17 protein-coding genes and 1 pseudogene are annotated in these 16,170 nt (G+C 64.3%); 8 read left to right on the plus strand and 10 right to left on the minus strand.

The genetic code is table 11. The annotated features are described in order from the left end of the window. Nucleotides 1-211 precede the first annotated feature (211 nt). Entirely contained in the window at nucleotides 212-1,114 is a 903-nt protein-coding gene (locus tag HNR00_RS24045; RefSeq protein ID WP_183573849.1) for a LysR family transcriptional regulator, read from the minus strand. Nucleotides 1,115-1,209: 95 nt separating this feature from the next. On the opposite strand from HNR00_RS24045, the gene HNR00_RS24050 reads away from it, so the two are divergent. Then, the gene (locus tag HNR00_RS24050; protein WP_183573851.1) at nucleotides 1,210-2,322 is read left to right on the plus strand and encodes an aldo/keto reductase; all 1,113 of its coding nucleotides are present in this window, start codon (nucleotides 1,210-1,212) and stop codon (nucleotides 2,320-2,322) included. A gap of 317 nt (nucleotides 2,323-2,639) precedes the next feature. On the opposite strand, the gene HNR00_RS24055 is transcribed toward HNR00_RS24050, so the two are convergent. The 5 genes from HNR00_RS24055 to HNR00_RS24075 form a co-directional block, all read right to left on the minus strand. After that, complete coding sequence (locus tag HNR00_RS24055; RefSeq protein WP_183573853.1) at nucleotides 2,640-3,101, minus strand: hypothetical protein; 462 nt, start codon at nucleotides 3,099-3,101, stop codon at nucleotides 2,640-2,642. 207 nt (nucleotides 3,102-3,308) lie between these two features. Further along, a complete protein-coding gene (locus tag HNR00_RS24060; RefSeq protein WP_183573855.1) occupies nucleotides 3,309-3,551 on the minus strand; it encodes a hypothetical protein in 243 nt (80 codons plus the stop codon). A 71-nt stretch (nucleotides 3,552-3,622) separates the two neighbouring features. Beyond that, the gene (locus tag HNR00_RS24065; protein ID WP_183573857.1) at nucleotides 3,623-3,886 is read right to left on the minus strand and encodes a hypothetical protein; all 264 of its coding nucleotides are present in this window, start codon (nucleotides 3,884-3,886) and stop codon (nucleotides 3,623-3,625) included. A gap of 567 nt (nucleotides 3,887-4,453) precedes the next feature. Then, nucleotides 4,454-5,083: a response regulator gene (locus HNR00_RS24070; RefSeq protein WP_183573894.1), complete on the minus strand. Its 630-nt coding sequence runs from the start codon at nucleotides 5,081-5,083 to the stop codon at nucleotides 4,454-4,456. Nucleotides 5,084-5,091: 8 nt separating this feature from the next. Then, on the minus strand, nucleotides 5,092-6,528 hold the full coding sequence (locus HNR00_RS24075; RefSeq protein ID WP_183573859.1) for a HAMP domain-containing sensor histidine kinase: 1,437 nt from the start codon (nucleotides 6,526-6,528) through the stop codon (nucleotides 5,092-5,094). A 156-nt stretch (nucleotides 6,529-6,684) separates the two neighbouring features. Between HNR00_RS24075 and HNR00_RS24080 the strand changes: the two genes are divergently transcribed. Then, on the plus strand, nucleotides 6,685-7,236 hold the full coding sequence (locus HNR00_RS24080; RefSeq protein ID WP_183573860.1) for a DUF3280 domain-containing protein: 552 nt from the start codon (nucleotides 6,685-6,687) through the stop codon (nucleotides 7,234-7,236). A gap of 37 nt (nucleotides 7,237-7,273) precedes the next feature. Next, the gene (locus HNR00_RS24085) at nucleotides 7,274-7,894 is read left to right on the plus strand and encodes a tetratricopeptide repeat protein (RefSeq protein ID WP_183573862.1); all 621 of its coding nucleotides are present in this window, start codon (nucleotides 7,274-7,276) and stop codon (nucleotides 7,892-7,894) included. 293 nt (nucleotides 7,895-8,187) lie between these two features. On the opposite strand, the gene HNR00_RS24090 is transcribed toward HNR00_RS24085, so the two are convergent. Both HNR00_RS24090 and HNR00_RS24095 read right to left on the minus strand, forming a co-directional pair. Further along, nucleotides 8,188-8,958, minus strand: coding sequence for a molybdopterin-dependent oxidoreductase (locus HNR00_RS24090; protein ID WP_183573864.1), 771 nt, complete (start codon nucleotides 8,956-8,958; stop codon nucleotides 8,188-8,190). Continuing rightward, nucleotides 8,955-9,284, minus strand: a complete 330-nt coding sequence (locus HNR00_RS24095) for a cytochrome b/b6 domain-containing protein (RefSeq protein ID WP_488199502.1) — start codon at nucleotides 9,282-9,284, stop codon at nucleotides 8,955-8,957. Before HNR00_RS24095 ends, HNR00_RS24090 begins: the two co-directional genes overlap by 4 nt. A 363-nt stretch (nucleotides 9,285-9,647) precedes the next feature. On the opposite strand from HNR00_RS24095, the gene HNR00_RS24100 reads away from it, so the two are divergent. Together HNR00_RS24100 and HNR00_RS24105 are read left to right on the plus strand one after the other, a co-directional pair. Continuing rightward, nucleotides 9,648-10,469 (plus strand): alpha/beta fold hydrolase, encoded by an 822-nt coding sequence (locus HNR00_RS24100; RefSeq protein ID WP_183573896.1) that lies wholly within the window; start codon nucleotides 9,648-9,650, stop codon nucleotides 10,467-10,469. Nucleotides 10,470-10,515: 46 nt separating this feature from the next. Beyond that, complete coding sequence (locus tag HNR00_RS24105) at nucleotides 10,516-11,628, plus strand: alkene reductase (RefSeq protein ID WP_183573866.1); 1,113 nt, start codon at nucleotides 10,516-10,518, stop codon at nucleotides 11,626-11,628. 448 nt (nucleotides 11,629-12,076) lie between these two features. Here the strand turns inward: HNR00_RS24105 and HNR00_RS25905 are convergent. Together HNR00_RS25905 and HNR00_RS24115 are read right to left on the minus strand one after the other, a co-directional pair. Next, a pseudogene (locus tag HNR00_RS25905) lies at nucleotides 12,077-12,406 on the minus strand (SLAC1 family transporter); the annotation flags it as partial. A gap of 1 nt (nucleotide 12,407) precedes the next feature. Further along, on the minus strand, nucleotides 12,408-13,796 hold the full coding sequence (locus HNR00_RS24115) for an aminotransferase-like domain-containing protein (RefSeq protein ID WP_183573868.1): 1,389 nt from the start codon (nucleotides 13,794-13,796) through the stop codon (nucleotides 12,408-12,410). Between the two features lie 195 nt (nucleotides 13,797-13,991). On the opposite strand from HNR00_RS24115, the gene HNR00_RS24120 reads away from it, so the two are divergent. The 3 genes from HNR00_RS24120 (at nucleotide 13,992) to HNR00_RS24130 (ending at nucleotide 16,167) form a co-directional block, all read left to right on the plus strand. After that, nucleotides 13,992-14,396: a DUF983 domain-containing protein gene (locus tag HNR00_RS24120; RefSeq protein ID WP_183573870.1), complete on the plus strand. Its 405-nt coding sequence runs from the start codon at nucleotides 13,992-13,994 to the stop codon at nucleotides 14,394-14,396. A 100-nt stretch (nucleotides 14,397-14,496) separates the two neighbouring features. Continuing rightward, nucleotides 14,497-14,706: a hypothetical protein gene (locus HNR00_RS24125; protein WP_246391081.1), complete on the plus strand. Its 210-nt coding sequence runs from the start codon at nucleotides 14,497-14,499 to the stop codon at nucleotides 14,704-14,706. Between the two features lie 42 nt (nucleotides 14,707-14,748). Further along, entirely contained in the window at nucleotides 14,749-16,167 is a 1,419-nt protein-coding gene (locus tag HNR00_RS24130; RefSeq protein ID WP_183573872.1) for a cytochrome ubiquinol oxidase subunit I, read from the plus strand. The last annotated feature ends 3 nt before the right edge of the window (nucleotides 16,168-16,170 follow it).

Raw genomic sequence — 16,170 nt, forward strand, 5'->3', positions numbered from 1 at the left:
TCACCGCCCTGCGGGCGTGAGGGCACGCGGCACCTCGCACCCCGTCATAATCCGCGCCGAAACACCCAACCGCGTTCTCACACAGCCTCGGTGGCTTGCAGACCTTCAAGCCTGCAAACTTAGGATTCCGCTTGTTAGGAAGAAGCGGACCTATAAGTAGCGGCCACGACATAAGTAGATTTGTCTGAGTGCCAAAATAAGCGGGACGGCCTCACCGGATCGCCCCGCCTCGCCAGCGGAGGGCCTCGATCAGGCTTCGCATCGCCGGGGTGACCTGCCGATCCGGGTAGTAGAGGTAGCAGCCGGGGAACGGCGGGCACCAGTGATCGAGCACCTGAACGAGACGGCCGGCCGCGATGTCGCCGGCGACCTCGTACTCCAGCATGTAGCCGAGCCCGGCCCCAGCTCTGACGGCCGCCGCCGCCAGGTTTCCGTCGTTGGCGATCAACTGTCCGCTTGCACGGACCCGAACCTCCCGCCCCTCGCGGGCGAACTCCCAGGGCAGCAGGCCACCTCCGCCGACCAAGCGATAGTTCACGCAACGATGCACCTCCAAGTCGGCCGGCGTGTCCGGCCGCGGGTGGCGCGCGAAGTAGTCCGGGGTCGCGACCACCACCGTGCGCAGGTCGGGCCCGACGCGTACTGCGACCATGTCCCGCTCGACCGTCTCACCAAACCGGATACCGGCGTCGAACCCCGCCGCCACGATGTCGGTCAGCCGGTCGTCGACGTTCACCTCCACCGAGACGGCCGGGTTGTCGATGAGGAAGCGGGGCAGCCTTGGTTCGAGGATGGTCCGCGCGGCGTAAGGGAACGTCGTCAGGCGCAGGCTGCCCGACGGCTCGCCCCGCCAGTCGGCCAGCGCGTCGAGGCCTCGGACGACCTCGTCGAGGGCGGGGGTGACGGAGCGCAGCAGCCGCTCGCCGGCAGGGGTTGGGGCGACGCTGCGCGTGGTGCGCGCGAGGAGCCGCACGCCGTACCGCTCCTCCAGCGCCCGCATCGCGTGGCTGAGGGCGGAGGCCGAGAGCCCCATCTCGGCCGCCGCCCGGGTGAAGCTGCGATGGCGCGCCACTGCCGCGAAGGCCGCCAAATCGTCGAGTGTGCCGCGTCGCATTCCTGAGCCAAGCTCATGAGCCCTTGCGATCCATAGCCGCTAATCGCGGTGCCGGTCGCGGATTACCTCTCACCCCTCAACAGAGAGGCGTGACGATGGACCTGACGCAGTATCGGACCCTGGGACGCTCGGGCTTGGCGGCCAGTCCGCTCGCCCTCGGCACAATGACCTTCGGTGCGGGCCGTTGGGGCTGCGACGCGGCGGCCGCAGGCGCGATCCTCGACCGCTACGTCGAGGCAGGCGGCAACTTCGTCGACACGGCGGACATCTATTCGGGCGGCACGAGCGAGACGATGCTCGGCGACCTGGTCGCGGAGCGCGGGCTGCGCGCCCGTCTCGTTGTCGCGACTAAGTCCGGCTTCTCCCGGGAGCAGGGCACGCCGCTCGCCGGCGGCAACAGTTCCCGCAACATCCGCGCAGGCCTGGAAGGCTCGCTGCGCCGCCTCAAGACCGGCTGGATCGATCTCTACTGGACGCATGTCTGGGACCGGACCACGCCGCCCGAGGAGGTGCTGCGCGCCCTGACCGATGCCGTCACACGCGGCGACATCCTCTACTACGGCTTCTCGAACGCGCCGGCCTGGTACGCGGCGCAGATCGCCACCCTGGCTCGCTCCCACGGCTTGCCGGAGCCGATCGGCCTGCAATACGCCTACTCGCTGGTCGACCGCGGGGTTGAACTCGACGTGTTGCCCGCTGGCCGGGCGCTCGGCATGGGACTGGTGCCATGGAGCCCCCTGGCGGCGGGCCTGCTGACGGGCAAGTACGGACGCGACAAGCTCGCCGAAGCCGGCCCGGCAGGGTCGCTCCCGGACCGCGCGGGCGACGCGGCTGCTGGCGGAAGCGACGGGCGGCTGAACGGCGACAACCCATTCGGCGGCATGCTGTTCACGGAGGCCAACTTCGCGGTGGTGGACGTGCTGCGGGCGGTGGCGGAAGAGACCGGCCGCCCGATGGCACAGGTGGCGCTCGCCTGGGTCGCGCGTCGGCCGGGGGTCTCTTCGGTCCTCGTGGGCGCGAGCCGCCCGGAGCAACTCGTTCAGAACATCGCCGCGCTCGACGTCACGCTGTCCCCCGAGCAGCAGAGCCGCCTGGACGCGGCGGGGCGACCGCCAAGCCTCAACCCATACTTCATTTTTGACCTGCCGACGCCGACCATCTTCGGCGGGCAGACAGTCGAGGCATGGCGGGGCTCTCCGGCGTCCTGACACACCGGCATTTCTGATGGGATCGGAGTTCCGCTCCCTTGCGGACATTCGAAGACCAGCGGCTTAAGGTCCGGATGGGTCGAAAGCGGCTGCCATGACCAGTTCGCAAAAGGTTGACCCATAGCGGACTGATAGCGACGGTTCTCCTCCCCACACCTCTTCCGAACCGGTCCTGACTGCCGCCATCGACCCCGTGCGGGCCTTGAGAAGGTCCGCGATCAATCCTTACGATGAACTCATCGGCGGGATATCCGGCTGTACCTCACGCATCGTCCGCGATCACCATGCAGGCGATCTGCGTTGCATTTCGGGCGCGCTCAGTCCGGCTCGCCGAAGCGGATCATCGTCACAGGCCGGCTTCCGTCGGCGGCCGTTGCGTCAATCCAAATCAGCGCAAATGCCTGCTGGCCGCTTGCATAGGCGATACCGTGACGGCCGCGGCCTAAACGCGCAGTGAAATCTTCAACCGGCCGCCAACCCGTCTCCTGTGCACGCGCCTCGTACCATCGTGCCAGCACAGCGAAATCCGTGCCCGCCGGTGCCAGTAGGCTCAGCTCATCTCCCCGCCCATAGGTCGGCCTCAACAGATCCTGCGCAGACCCTGCCGCACGATTATCGAGTGCGGCGATCGTGTCACCGAATGCATATTCGGCCGGTCTGACGATCGGCGGGGGGGGGTCGGGCAGCCTCGTCGGCCGGATATTCGTGCAAGATGCTGCTATCATGAGTACAATCGATGCGATTGCAGCCCCGACGATTGTTTCGACAAATTTCAGCATTGCGTGCACAGGTCACAGAGAGGTGACAAACGGCCCCGTTGAACACCAGCCTTCTAGCCTTAGCTTTGAACCGGCTTCGGCGTTCGCGCCGAGGAGCACCGACGGGGCGGGCGTGCAGTGCCCCCCAATCGCCTGCCTCGTCGGCCCAAGCTCTAATGCAACCACGCTACTCGTTGGCCTTGATCCCGGTCAGTGTGGATCCAGCCGCTACGTCACCGCTGCTTCTAGGTCCGCTTTACTACAAAAAGCTTCGGCCAGTAATTTTACTTTTTCCATCGCCATTTTTCTTATGTCGTCCTGCGACTGATGCGTTTCAACATCAACCTGAACCACACCCTGCAAACGGCCATGATCGGTAATCAGTGTAAGATTGAAGCGCCCGGAACGACTTCGAATTAGAAGAAAGTGCGGCTTCATTGTCCATAACGCTGTGTCGGCTTGTGCAGCCATACGAGACAATGGAAGCTGAAGCCAATCGTTCCGGGAAGGGCTCCGCCAAGAACCCCTCCCGAATGGACGACTTACATGCGGTTCATCATCCGCCGCTTCATCATCTTCCGACGCATCATGCGCCGCTCCATCATCCGGCGCTCCATCATACGCCGCTGCATCATGCGGTCCCGCATCATCATCCGCTCGGAGCGGGTCATCTGCACCGGGGTCGCCAAAGCCTGATCGGTTTGCAGACCGGGGACGGCGAGGGGGGCAGCGGATACGGGCCCAGCGCCGAAGCTGAGGCCTCCTAGCATGGCTGCGGCGACGAGGCCGAGGGTACGCTTTTTCATGAGCTTCCTCCTGCGGAGACCGGCATTGCCAGCCTACCAGGGCAAAAGCCAAAAAACTCTACGTAAGTTCCTGAAAATGAATAATAATTTCCGATGCCTTAGCATTCAGGCACACTGAAACGGGCGCAAAAGCTGAACTCCGGCACCGCTCACGATCAACGGAGGCAGCTACGGACGCACGGCCAGGAAAGTTTCAGGCGAACGGGCAATGTATCCTACGCATTCCACCAGTTACCTCACCCAGCCGCGTCCGGCGGCTTACTCGTTGGCCTCGATCCCGGCCAGCGTCGCGGTCAGCTCGCACACCACGCCCGCAGGCGGATAGCTCAACCGCACCTCGCTACCGAACGAAGCCCATCGCCTTGTGCGGTCCATAACTCAGGTACGAGATAGGTCTTTTTAGGGTTGACCCATATCGGACTGATAGCGCCGGTTCTCTTCTCCACCCCTTTTTCGAACCGTCCCTGACAAGCGATTTTTGACCAGGCAGGCGACTTGGACAAATTGCCAGTTCGCATAAAAATCCATTATGGAACAGATCGGGTTTGATCTAAAAACGGCGGTAGCTTAAGCAACAAATCCAGCTACTAAGTCACGCCGCATGCAATAATAAACCAGATCGATGTCAGAGCTGACGCCAAGTTTTGATTTTATTGAATAGTGATAATTTCCAACAGTTTTGGGAGTAAGATTTAGATTATTGGCAATTTCCTCGGTGCTTTTAGCCTCTATGATGAGCCTCAATACCTCAAATTCGCGCGGTGAAAGTTTGTCAAACGAGGTTTTATCATCCTCAAGACGGCTCATCGCCAACGCCTTAGAAATTTCCGGGCACAACGCCGGGCGATGGTTCGCCACTAGTCGCACCGCGTCGATCAACGTTTCCGGGTCACTGCTTTTCGTGAAATAGCCGCCCGCGCCAGCTTTAAATGCCTGCAAGGCGATGCTGGCGTTTGCGTGCATGCTGAACACCAGAACCCGCGCCTTGGCGTCCCACTGGCGTAGCTGGCGGATCAAGTCGATACCGCCCCGGCCTGGCATGCTGATGTCCACGACCACGACGTCGGCCGCTGCCGTCTTGTAGAGCTGATAAGCCTCGGTAGCGTCGCCGCTCTCCGCCACCACCGACATGTCGGCCTCGCGCTCTAACAGTCGCCGGTAGCCTTCACGGACCACTGCGTGGTCATCGACGAGCATGACATCAATCACGCGGCCCCTCCTGTCGTGCTGGCCGGTTGCGCCGTGTGCGGGAAGCTGACCCGAACCTCGAAGCCGCTAGGTGCCCCCTCCCCCGCGTAGAAATCGCCATTGAGCGCAAAGATGCGCTCGCGCATGCCGATGAGGCCGACTCCCGAGTTCTGTCCCCGCACTGCCGTCCAGGTGGGGCCTGGACCCAAGCCGTCGTCGCGCACAGTCAGCTCGATCCGCTCGCCCGTCTTCCAGAGCCTAACATCGACGGTGCGCGCTTGGGCATGCCGAAGGGCGTTGTTCACGGCCTCCTGTGCGATCCGGTAGACGTGCGCAGCGGTGTCGATGGGCAGCCGGTCAAAGCGGCCCTCGTGGTGGAAGGAAAGGCGTGTGGTGTTGCCCGTCGCGCCGTTTTTGGTGTCGATCAGCTCTTGCAGACTGGCAACCAAGCCAAGCTCGTCAATCTCAGGCGGCTGGAGGTGGATCAGCGTCTCGCGGAGGGATCGCAGGGCCGTCGAACACATCTTGACCAGCTCGTTGCACTCCCGCGTCGCCTGCGGCACCGCTGGCCCGATCAGCTTTTGGATCGACCGGGCGACGACGCTCAGTGCCGCGACCTGTTGGGCAACATCGTCGTGCAGCTCGCGCGCGATATGCGCCCGTTCCCGCTCCTGTGCATCGACAAGCTGCCGGGCCAGTTCCGCCCGTTCGCGGGTCGTGGTCTGGAGCTTCCGGGCCAGCTCGTTGAACACCTCGGCAATGCGCGCCAACTCGTTTAACTCGTAGGCAGGTAGCGTCACCGTCAGGTCGCCGTTGCTTAACCGGTTGATCCCCGCCAGGATGTCGTCTGTGGGTTTCAGCGCATGATGGACCACCACGTAGACGAGTACGCATTGGGCCGCGATCATGGCCCCCCACACCCCAAGCATGCGCGACAGCTCAAGCCACCCACGTTCGGCGACCGCCTCCGGCGCGATGGTAGCCCTGATCGCGCCTTTTGCCTGCCCGCGTGAAGCGAGCGGCCTCACGATGTCGGTGTGTGATAAGAATAGCAGCTTGTATGCTCCGACGAACCAAAGAGGCGCGCGCAGCGTGCTTTGATCGATGCCGCTGCACAGCGAGTTGCCCACGCTGTTGTTCGGTTTCAGGAACTCGATGCACTGCCCCGACCGGAGGCTGTTTCGAGCGATTGCGTCCCAATCGGGAAAGCGGTCGGCCCGGTCGAGGGCTGTTTCAATCCGCATGAGCTGGGTGACAAGATGCTGTTCGATGCCCGCCGCAACCTCCCGGTTTTGGTCGGTCGCCTCTTGGGCGGTGTTGTGAAGGTTGAACAGCGCCGAACCGATTACGCAGAACAGCGCGACGAGGATCAGCCGCACCACCAGCGCCTGCTTGAGATCGAAGCGCGTGGGCCGTTTGGAGGGCGTCCCGCCTAACAGGGCTGGGCGGCTCATTGATTTGTCTCCCGCGAACCCGTCCAGCCATAGACCGCAGGCAACCGTTTATGAAGATTGGGCATTTTGCCCAAAGCATCACGTGCCATTTGCTGTATCGCACGCGTGCTGTCCTGCTTAATCCTGACCCACGATCACAAAGCTATGGGTAGGAACATGCAGATCTTATTCGCTGGCCGCGCGCGTCATTATTTGAATAAAGCTGCCGTTTTGCTTGGCATTGGTATTACGCTGTTTGCCGCGCCCATGCAAGCAGCTTTGGCCGAAGCTCCGATCAAGATCGCGGTCCTGTCAGCCACCTTGCAGAACGATCATGCTCAGTGGGTTCCGACAACCGACGCTGAGCGCAACCGGCTGATGAAAATCGAGGATATATTCAAGTCATCGCTCGAAGCATCCGGAAACTACGAATCCGTTCCAGTCAGCGCATCCATTCAGGAAAAAATCAATAAAGATCAGAAAATGGGCGAGTGCGGCGGATGCGAATTGACATACGGGAAGGAGGTCGGTGCAGATCAAGTGGCATGGATTGAGGTGCAGAAGGTTTCCGAGTTGATCCTGAATATCAACGTCTATATGAAGGACGTTCAATCAGGCAATCCCGTCTTTACCAAAAGCGTCGATTTGCGCGGCAACAACGATGAGGCCTGGAACCACTCCATGAAATTTCTTATCAAGCGATATCTGCTGGCCGCAGACACGCAGTAATTGTCCGTCTCGTTTCTTATAAAGCTAGGAATTATCGATGCCGCGTCCCCGCTCGTTCAACGATCTCGCCCGATCATGCTTTCTCGCTATAGCGGTTGCCCTGGTGTCATCCTCAGTCGGTGCGCAGATGCCGAGTTCGGAAGGCGCTGACGGGTCGGCGGATGCGGTCACGAACCTCAAGGCATATGCCGAATACAAAATGGGCCACTATGATACGGCCAAGGAAATCTGGGAGGGTCTGGCTGCGAAGGGCAACACGACCGCGCTGATTAACCTGTCCAACATGTTCACGCAGGGCAACGGCGTGTCGGCCGACGAAAAGAAAGCATTTAGCTACACCCAGCAGGCGGCCAAACTCGGTGACGCCCGCGCCCAGCATGATGTCGGCTTGGCCTACGAGAAGGGCAGTCTCGTAGACCGCGACATCGATAAGGCGGCCGAATGGCTGAGAAAGTCGGCCGAGCAGGACTATGCCGACGGACAGTTCGCCTATGGCGTTCTGCTGGCGACCGGGCGCGGGAAGGGCCTTAATAGCGTCAGCGAGGCCGACCGGGCCGAGGCCATCGCTTGGCTTAGAAAGGCCCAGGCGCACGGCCAGACCGAAGCAGCGGGCTACATCAAGGTGATTGAGGAGCAGAAAGCCAAACCAAGGGAGTAGCGGCGGTACCGAGCGAGTGTTTTTCGTCAAAAATCAAGATTTTCGCACCGCCTCCCGGTCGTTGCCGTTTCAAGGGTTTGTCTGGTTCAGAACTTAGGCTCAAATTAGTTCGTTTAGGGTGGACCCATACCGGACTGACAGCGCCGGTCTTCCTCCGCACACCCATAACGAACTGAACAGATGGGCTGCTATGGGTGGGGAGCGGCCCTCAGCCTCCCGGTTCGAAGCGGACTTTCAACCTCCGACCCAGCACCTTAGACCTGTCGAAATCCGAAAATCTCAGCTTGACCTCTCTAGATTCCGGAAAACCAGTTGTAGCCCTGATCTTCCCAGTAGCCGCCTGGATAATCGTTCGTCACCGTAATGGCCATGATGTGCTTCGGGTTCTTAAATCCGAGCTTCGTCGGAATGCGCAACTTGACCGGGAAGCCGTATTTTGGCGGCAGGGGCGCGCCGGCGTAATCCAGGGCGAGGATCGTCTGAGGATGAAGGGCGCTCGGCATGTCGATGCTCGTCCAATAGTCGTCACCGCAGGCGAAGCGGACGTAGCGTGCAGTCGTGTCGGCCCCGATCCGTTCGAGGAAGGTCCGGAACGGGACGCCCGACCATTGCCCGATGGCGCTCCAGCCCTCCACGCAGACATGGCGGGTGATCTGCGCTTCCTGCGGCAAAGTCCTCAGGCGGTCGAGCGTCCAGGGCGCCTTGTCGGAGACGAGACCGGCGAGTTCAAGTTTCCAGGTGGTGCCGTCGATTACCCGAATCCTGCTTGCCGGATAATAGGCGTTGAAGGGGAAGTCCGGGGTGATGTCCGCTACATCGAAGGTCGGGGCCAAGCGCGTGCTTCCGAAGAGGGCACCCTGGACGCGATCGTTGAGCCGCGAGATGCCACCGAGGACGCTCTCCACCTGCGGGTTGTCCGAGAGGTCACAACCGCCGAGCGCGAGGCTCCCCGCCGCAACGAGGCCTCCGCGGAGGAACAGGCGTCGATCAGCTCGGACGAGGTGCGTTCCGGGACCTGCGAGATCCGGTCGCGGACGGCGGAGAAAGCGATCGAGGGGCTTCATGGCTTCACCGCAGGGTTGCGACCGAAATGGATCTCTCGGCCGATGATCATCGTCGGCAGCGTCGTTGGGACCAGGACCACGAGGGAGAGGTGCACCGCCACGAAGCCGGCGATCCCGGCCATAGCGAGGAAATAGACGATCCGCGCCGTATCGTAGCCGCCCATCAGGGCCGTCAGAGGCGCGAACTGGACCGGCTTCCAGATCGCGAGACCGGAGAGCACGACGACGATCCCGATGAGCAGGACCGCGACGTAGAGGAGGCGCTGAACGGCGTTGTAGACGCCCGGGTCGTGGGGGAGCCGGAACCTCAGGGCCGCGGTCGAAATGGCCGCAGCGTGCCAGCAGGATGGTCGCCCCCAGGCTGCCGAATGACCCAACTCAGCCGCTCACCGCTTCAGATCCGGCGCTTGAAAGCGGATAAACGCTCAAGGCAGTTGTTTAGCGATCGTGATCGCTGGCTTGGTGGGTCGGAGACACCGGTTCGTCTGGCGCTGCGGGCTGAACGAACACGTCAGGTGCGGACGAGCCGTTGCCGCTAGATGATCCGGCGCGTTTCCTCGGCGGTCCACCGGCGCTTTCCGCAGCGCACTTAATGCGGTGTGCGCCATCCGCGCAGGTTTCACCCCGGGGAACCAAGGCCGCCCGGAACCGGTCGTGTGAGAGACGATCGTCCGACCGGAGAGACCATCATGCCCTTCATCGCGGCCCACGATGGCGCAAAGCTTTTTTTCAAGGACTGGGGACGCGGTCGGCCGGTCGTGCTCATCCACGGCTGGCCGCTCGATGCCGACATGTGGGAGTTCCAGCAGCGGACGGTCACCGAGGCTGGTTTTCGCACCATCGCCTACGACCGCCGCGGTTTCGGCCGCTCTGACCAGACCTGGGACGGCTACGATTACGACACCCTCGCCGACGACCTGAAATCCGTGCTCGACGCCCTCGATGTGCAGGACGTGGCGCTGGTCGGGTTCTCAATGGGCGGCGGCGAGATCGCCCGGTACATGAGCCGGCATGGCGGCGCCCGGGTCACTCGGGCCGCGCTCGTCTCGTCGGTGACGCCCTATATGCTCAAGACGGCCGACAACCCAGACGGCGTCGACCCAGCGGTGTTCGACGGCATGATCGCCGGGCTGAAGAAGGACCGCCCGAACTTCATGGCGACTTTCGCAAAGACGTTCTTCGGGGTTGGGATGCTCTCATCGCCGGTCTCGTCCGACCTGATCGAATGGACCGGCACCCTCGCGATGCGCGGGTCGCCGAAGGCGACGACCGCCTGCGTGACGGCCTTCGCCGAGACCGACTTCCGCGCCGACATGGCCGCGTTTCGCGTGCCGACCCTCGTGATCCACGGCGATGCCGACCGGACCGTGCCGATCGACGTGTCGGGCAAGGCCACAGCCGCCGCGATCCCCGGCGCCGAGTTCGTCGTCTATGACGGCGCGCCGCATGCCGTGCCGTTCACCCATGCCGAACGGCTGAACGCGGATCTGATCACCTTCCTGAAGGGCTGACCCGCGCTCCGCTCACCATTACCCCGCACACACAATCCGAGGTACCATGACGACGAGCCCGATCCTCCAACCCGTGACAATCGGCGATCTGCACCTCAAGAACCGCATCGTGATGGCGCCGCTGACCCGCAGCCGGTCTTCGACCGCGGGCGTACCGCCGGACTTCGCCGCCGATTATTACGGCCAGCGTGCCAGCGCCGGCCTCATTGTCTCAGAGGCCACTAATATCTCGCAGCAGGCCGTGGGCTATGCCTACACGCCGGGCATCTGGTCGGACGAGCAGATCGAGGCTTGGAAGCGCATCGTCTCGACGGTCCACGCCAACGACGGCTGCATCTTCCTCCAGCTGTGGCACACCGGCCGGATATCCCATCCCGACCTGCAGCCAGGGGGCGAACTCCCGGTCTCCGCTTCGGCGGTGAAGCCGGAGGGAACTGCCTTCACGATGGAGGGGATGAAGCCCCACGTCACCCCGCGGGCGTTGGAGACCGACGAGATCCCTGGCATCGTCGATGATTACCGGCGCGCGGCCGTGAACGCCAAGCGCGCCGGCTTCGACGGGGTCGAGGTCCACTCGGCCAACAACTACCTGCTGGAGCAGTTCGTGCGAGATTCGACCAACAAGCGAACCGATCGCTACGGTGGCTCGATCGAGAATCGTTTGCGGTTCCCGCTTGAGGTGGTCCGTGCGGTGACCGAGGCCTGGGACGGCGGAAGCCGCGTCGGCATCCGGTTGTCGCCCGCCACGACGCAGCCCGGCGAGACACCGCTCGATTCCGAGACGCATGCCACCTTCGGCGCCTATGTCGATGCGCTCAACGAGTTCGGCTTGCTCTACATTCACACGATCGAGGGCGTCACGCAGCAGACCCGTGATGTGCCGGACGGCGTCGATTTCCTCGACCTGCGGCGCCGGTTCGAGGGCGCCTATATCGGCAACAACCAGAACACCCTGGATCTCGCCGAGAAGGAACTGGCCGAGGGCCGCGCCGATCTGTTCAGCTTCGGCCGGCCCTACCTTGCCAACCCGGACCTCGTCGGGCGGCTGGCGAGCGGGGCACCGCTGGCCGAGGCACCCAAGCATTACTGGTACGGCGGCGGTGCGACCGGTTACTCCGACTGGCCGGGCATGGACGGGCCGGTACCGGTACGGCGCTGAACCGATCACGGAGATCGGCACGTCGCCGATTGTGACCGAGGCGACGGCCTGTATCGTGTGAGTGTCTTGCTGCGCGCGGGAGAGCGCTCGGCCAACCTCGGCCTTGCCGGCAGGATCGAACCGAGCGGCCGGTGTGTACCCCGGCCGACATCGGGCGTGGTTCACCACCACCAGGGGCAAGTTGCTCGAAACCGCGCTCCGAGCCTCCGAGGCCGCCAGATCGGTGAGTATGCGACGTGGCGCCGAGGATGCGCCCTCGGTCGCCTACAACCCGTGCCGACATGCGTGCCGGCGCGCCGCGTCGCTCCGGCACCGGGTCCAGGCGCGGCCTCGCGAGGGCGGCGTGCAATGACCGGGCATGGCGCGGGTTTCCTAGCCTTCGACTGAGACGCCCCGATCCTACCGATCCGAACCCAAGGTGTGGCGCGAGGCCGACGCTCGCGATCATGGTGGCGACGGGAGCCAGCGCGGCAAAGAACGACGACGTCGGATCACGCACCTCGACCAGAACAATGTCCCGGTCGTTCAGCCACCGAGCGGCGTAGAAGACCAGCCACGCCGCCCAGACCGCCACGCCGAGGAGGGAGAGCGCCTCGCCCACCCAGGCCGGCCCTAACCCGAGGCGCGCGGCTGCGCGCCAGCCATTGCCTAGTCCGCAGAGCCCCAGGACCATCCCGAAGAAGGTGGCCGGTACGCTGGTCCGCCGAAGCCAGGTGAGATCCCGCCGGTGTTTGGCCGAGCTTTCGTCCGCGCCGGATGCACCCGCCACGTCCGCCATGTCAGACAACCGTGGAGATCGCGCCGGGCGGACGCGTCAGGAGCGTCGCCAGCAGGCTGAGACCGTATCGCAGGGTCTCGACGTCGGGGGCAGCACCCAGGGAGACCCGGATGGCCTCGGGAGCGAGTCCGACAGCGAAGGCATCGCTTAGGATGACCGACAGCCCGAGTTGACGCGCATGCGCCCCGAACTCGCCGCGCCGCCACGGCTCGGGAAGCCGGAGCCAGAGGTGGTGCCCACAGGAATGCGCGCGGACGTCGAGCCCGCGCAAGATCTCGCGCGCGACCGCCTGCCGGAGGCCGTTCTCCTTGCGGATGGCCGCGACAACCGCGTCGAGTTCGCCTTCGGCGATCCACTGCGAGGCGAGCGCGGCCGTGAGCGGCGAGGCCATCATGTTGATGGCCCGCAGCTCGGCGGAGAGCCGCACCGCCTCGTTCGTCCCTGGTACCGCAACGTAGGCGATGCGCAGGCCTGGGCTGACGCACTTGGACAGCGTCGCGATATGCCACGTGATATCCCCGGCCAAGGCGGCGATGGGTGCCGGAGCGTCGGGCGGCAGTGCTCCGTAGGCGTCGTCCTCGATGATCGCGACGCCGTGCGCGCGTGCGACCTCGGCGATCCGCTCGCGGCGCGCCGTCGGCAGCGTCGCGGTGGTCGGGTTGTCCAGCGTCGGTACCAGGTAGAGGGCCCGCGGCGGCTCGGCCTTACAGCTCTCCAGAAACGCGTCCGGGTCGAGCCCATCCTCGTCGCAGGCGACCGGAATGAGGCGTGCGCTGCGGCGCTCGGCGGCCATGCGCAGACCTGGATAGGTCAGGGCCGGAACGCAGAGTGCATCCCCCGGCTTGAGGATGGCGGCAAGCACGGCGGCGAGCACGACCTGGGCGCCGCCTCCCACGAGGACCCGCTGCACCGGAAGCGGCCCGAGCCGCTGCCCGAGCCACTGTGCCGCCGCAGCGCGGTCGGTCAGGTTCCCGGCACTGTCTTGGTACTGCATGCGGTCGAGGAAGCCCGACGAACCTGCAAGCTGCGCCAGGCCTGTCTCCATACGCTCAGCAAGACGCGCCCCAACCGGCTGGGGCGGCATGTTCATGCTGAAGTCGACACTTCCGGACACGTCCGGCCGGCGTAACTCTGTAGGCGGCGATGTGGGTCCGCGAACGAAGCTGCCCCTGCCGGCCGTGGCATTAATCAAGCCCGTCCGGCGCGCCTCGTTGAAGGCGCGCGTGACCGTGGTGAGGTCGACGTTGAGCTGCTTGGCGAGAGCGCGCTGCGGCGGCAGGCGCACGCCCGGCGGGAGCCGGCCGGCGCGGATGTCCTCGGCCAGCGCCCTGACGATGGCTAGGTATTTCGGGCCTGCGTCGCCGGCGATTGTCGGGTTCCAGAATTCCATCGTTGACCCCTGCTCTCGCATCGTCGTATGCATACATGTGTCATGCAGGCAAGGCGAACGGTAGCTTTGTCTGGTCTAGCGCCTTTGGAGCAGCCAGCTTCAACCGCGAATGTATGGACCATTAAGCCATACATTTGGGGCACGCAAGGCGCCTCTTCATGCCGCCGGATGGCAAGCGGTTCAGGAACGTTGACGATGCAAAGGACGACTGATCAACCCCTCATGTCAGTCGGCTTGCGGTGCCGCTGCCCGCGCTGCGGCGAGGGGCGCCTGTTCGACGGCTTCATCGCCCTGAAGCCGCGCTGCGAGGCGTGCGGCCTCGATTATCGCTTCGCCGACCCGGCCGATGGCCCAGCCTTCTTCATCATGATGACGATGGCCTTCCCGGTCACTGCCTTCGGCATCTGGTTTGAACTCGCCTACGAACCGCCGCTCTGGATTCATGCGCTCGTGACGCTTCCGCTCCTCTTGCTGGCCTGCGTGCCGGTCATCCGGCCGCTGAAGGGGCTCTTCATCGCCAGCCAGTACATCAACAAGGCGGGAGAAGGTCGCCTGGCGACTTCGCCAGCACCCAACATGGGCCCTGCATCCGGGGACTGATCCTTGCGCTCCGCCGCGCGGTCCGTGCGGACACGCGCCCGCGGCACCGCCCGCTGCCGGGCTTGACGTGACTGCATCCTACCTCACGAGGACCGAGACGATGCTCCCCTGTTCCGAGGTGGTCGAGGTCTCCCTCCGGAAGCTGCGCGAGGACGGCCGGAACCGGACGTTTATCGAGCTTGAGCGCAAAGTCGGCACATTCCCGGCCGCCATCTGGACGCATCCGGACGGCAACATGCGGGCGCTCGTGGGGGCGCTCGCCGAGGTTCGTACACGGCTGGGCTGGGGCGAGGTCTCGCTGGCCGCGTGACCGCTGCCCCAGCCTCATCGACGGTTGTAATAGGTGACCAACATGCTGGCGAACGTTGACGCCCTGCTGCTTGCAAGGTGGCAATTCGGGTTCACGGTGGCCTTCCACATCGTGTTCCCGGCTTTCTCCATCGGCCTCGCCAGCTACCTTGCGGTGCTGGAGGGGCTCTGGTTGGCGACCGGACGGCAGGTATTCATCGACCTGTTCCGGTACTGGATCAAGATCTTCGCCATCGCCTTCGCCATGGGCGTCGTGTCCGGCCTCGTGATGTCCTACCAGTTCGGTACGAACTGGTCGGTCTACGCCGACAAGACCGGGCCCGTTCTCGGTCCGCTGATGGCCTACGAGGTGCTCTCGGCCTTCTTCCTAGAGGCCGGCTTCCTCGGCGTGATGCTCTTCGCCATGAGCAAGGTCGGGCCGCGGCTGCACTTCCTCGCCACGCTGATGGTGGCCATCGGGACCTTCTTCTCGGCGTTCTGGATCCTGTCCGTGAACTCCTGGATGCAGACGCCCCAGGGTCACGCGGTCAACGCGGCCGGCCAGTTCGTGCCGGCCGACTGGTGGGCCATCGTCTTCAACCCCTCGTTCCCGTACCGCCTCGTCCACATGGTCATGGCCGCCTACCTGACCACCGCGCTCGTCGTCGGCGCGGTCGGCGCCTTGCACCTGCTTCGCGACCGCGCCAACGAGGGCGCACGCACGATGTTCTCGATGGCGATGTGGATGCTCGCCGTCGTGGCGCCTCTTCAGATCCTGGCCGGCGACGCCCACGGCCTGAACACGTTGGAGCACCAACCGACCAAGGTCATGGCCATGGAAGGCCACTTCCAGAGCCACCCGGACGGGGCGCCGCTCATCCTGTTCGGCCTGCCCGACCAGGAGGCCGGCACGGTGCGCTACGCGGTCGAGGTGCCGAAGCTCTCCTCGCTGATCCTGAAGCACGGCTTGAACGAACCGCTGAAGGGTCTCGACAGCGTGCCGCGGGAGAACTGGCCGCCCGTGCCCGTGGTGTTCTGGTCCTTCCGGGTCATGGTCAGTCTCGGCATGCTGATGCTCCTGCTGGGCTGCCTCAGCCTGCTCGCCCGCTTCAAGGGCAAGCTCTACCAGTGGGCGGCGCTTCACCGCTTCGCCCTCGCCATGGGGCCTGCCGGCTTCGTCGCCGTCGTGGCCGGCTGGATCACCACCGAGGTCGGGCGCCAGCCCTTCACCGTCTATGGGCTCCTGCGCACAGCGGAATCGGCCTCGCCGCTCCACGCGCCTGCCGTCGCCGCGTCGCTCACCGCCTTCGTGCTGGTCTACTTCGCCGTGTTCGGGATGGGCATCCTCTATATCCTGCACCTGATGGCGAAGTCGCCGCACCGGGGCGAGCCCGGGATCGAGCCCGGGGCGCCGATCCGCACCGCCGGCATCACGCCCGCGCCGTCGGTCACTGCCGGCCGCTCCCTACACCCGGCGGAATGAGGA

The sequence above is a fragment of the Methylorubrum rhodinum genome (assembly GCF_014199935.1).
Taxonomy (GTDB): Bacteria; Pseudomonadota; Alphaproteobacteria; order Rhizobiales; family Beijerinckiaceae; genus Methylobacterium; species Methylobacterium rhodinum.

What these genes read in the sequence shown, in the direction of transcription:
- HNR00_RS24045 (WP_183573849.1), bottom strand. Translation starts at nt 1,114, where the DNA reads ATGCGACGCGGCACACTCGACGATTTGGCGGCCTTCGCGGCAGTGGCG.
- HNR00_RS24050 (WP_183573851.1), top strand. Translation starts at nt 1,210, where the DNA reads ATGGACCTGACGCAGTATCGGACCCTGGGACGCTCGGGCTTGGCGGCC.
- HNR00_RS24055 (WP_183573853.1), bottom strand. Translation starts at nt 3,101, where the DNA reads ATGCTGAAATTTGTCGAAACAATCGTCGGGGCTGCAATCGCATCGATT.
- HNR00_RS24060 (WP_183573855.1), bottom strand. Translation starts at nt 3,551, where the DNA reads ATGGCTGCACAAGCCGACACAGCGTTATGGACAATGAAGCCGCACTTT.
- HNR00_RS24065 (WP_183573857.1), bottom strand. Translation starts at nt 3,886, where the DNA reads ATGAAAAAGCGTACCCTCGGCCTCGTCGCCGCAGCCATGCTAGGAGGC.
- HNR00_RS24070 (WP_183573894.1), bottom strand. Translation starts at nt 5,083, where the DNA reads ATGCTCGTCGATGACCACGCAGTGGTCCGTGAAGGCTACCGGCGACTG.
- HNR00_RS24075 (WP_183573859.1), bottom strand. Translation starts at nt 6,528, where the DNA reads ATGAGCCGCCCAGCCCTGTTAGGCGGGACGCCCTCCAAACGGCCCACG.
- HNR00_RS24080 (WP_183573860.1), top strand. Translation starts at nt 6,685, where the DNA reads ATGCAGATCTTATTCGCTGGCCGCGCGCGTCATTATTTGAATAAAGCT.
- HNR00_RS24085 (WP_183573862.1), top strand. Translation starts at nt 7,274, where the DNA reads ATGCCGCGTCCCCGCTCGTTCAACGATCTCGCCCGATCATGCTTTCTC.
- HNR00_RS24090 (WP_183573864.1), bottom strand. Translation starts at nt 8,958, where the DNA reads ATGAAGCCCCTCGATCGCTTTCTCCGCCGTCCGCGACCGGATCTCGCA.
- HNR00_RS24100 (WP_183573896.1), top strand. Translation starts at nt 9,648, where the DNA reads ATGCCCTTCATCGCGGCCCACGATGGCGCAAAGCTTTTTTTCAAGGAC.
- HNR00_RS24105 (WP_183573866.1), top strand. Translation starts at nt 10,516, where the DNA reads ATGACGACGAGCCCGATCCTCCAACCCGTGACAATCGGCGATCTGCAC.
- HNR00_RS24115 (WP_183573868.1), bottom strand. Translation starts at nt 13,796, where the DNA reads ATGGAATTCTGGAACCCGACAATCGCCGGCGACGCAGGCCCGAAATAC.
- HNR00_RS24120 (WP_183573870.1), top strand. Translation starts at nt 13,992, where the DNA reads ATGCAAAGGACGACTGATCAACCCCTCATGTCAGTCGGCTTGCGGTGC.
- HNR00_RS24125 (WP_246391081.1), top strand. Translation starts at nt 14,497, where the DNA reads ATGCTCCCCTGTTCCGAGGTGGTCGAGGTCTCCCTCCGGAAGCTGCGC.
- HNR00_RS24130 (WP_183573872.1), top strand. Translation starts at nt 14,749, where the DNA reads ATGCTGGCGAACGTTGACGCCCTGCTGCTTGCAAGGTGGCAATTCGGG.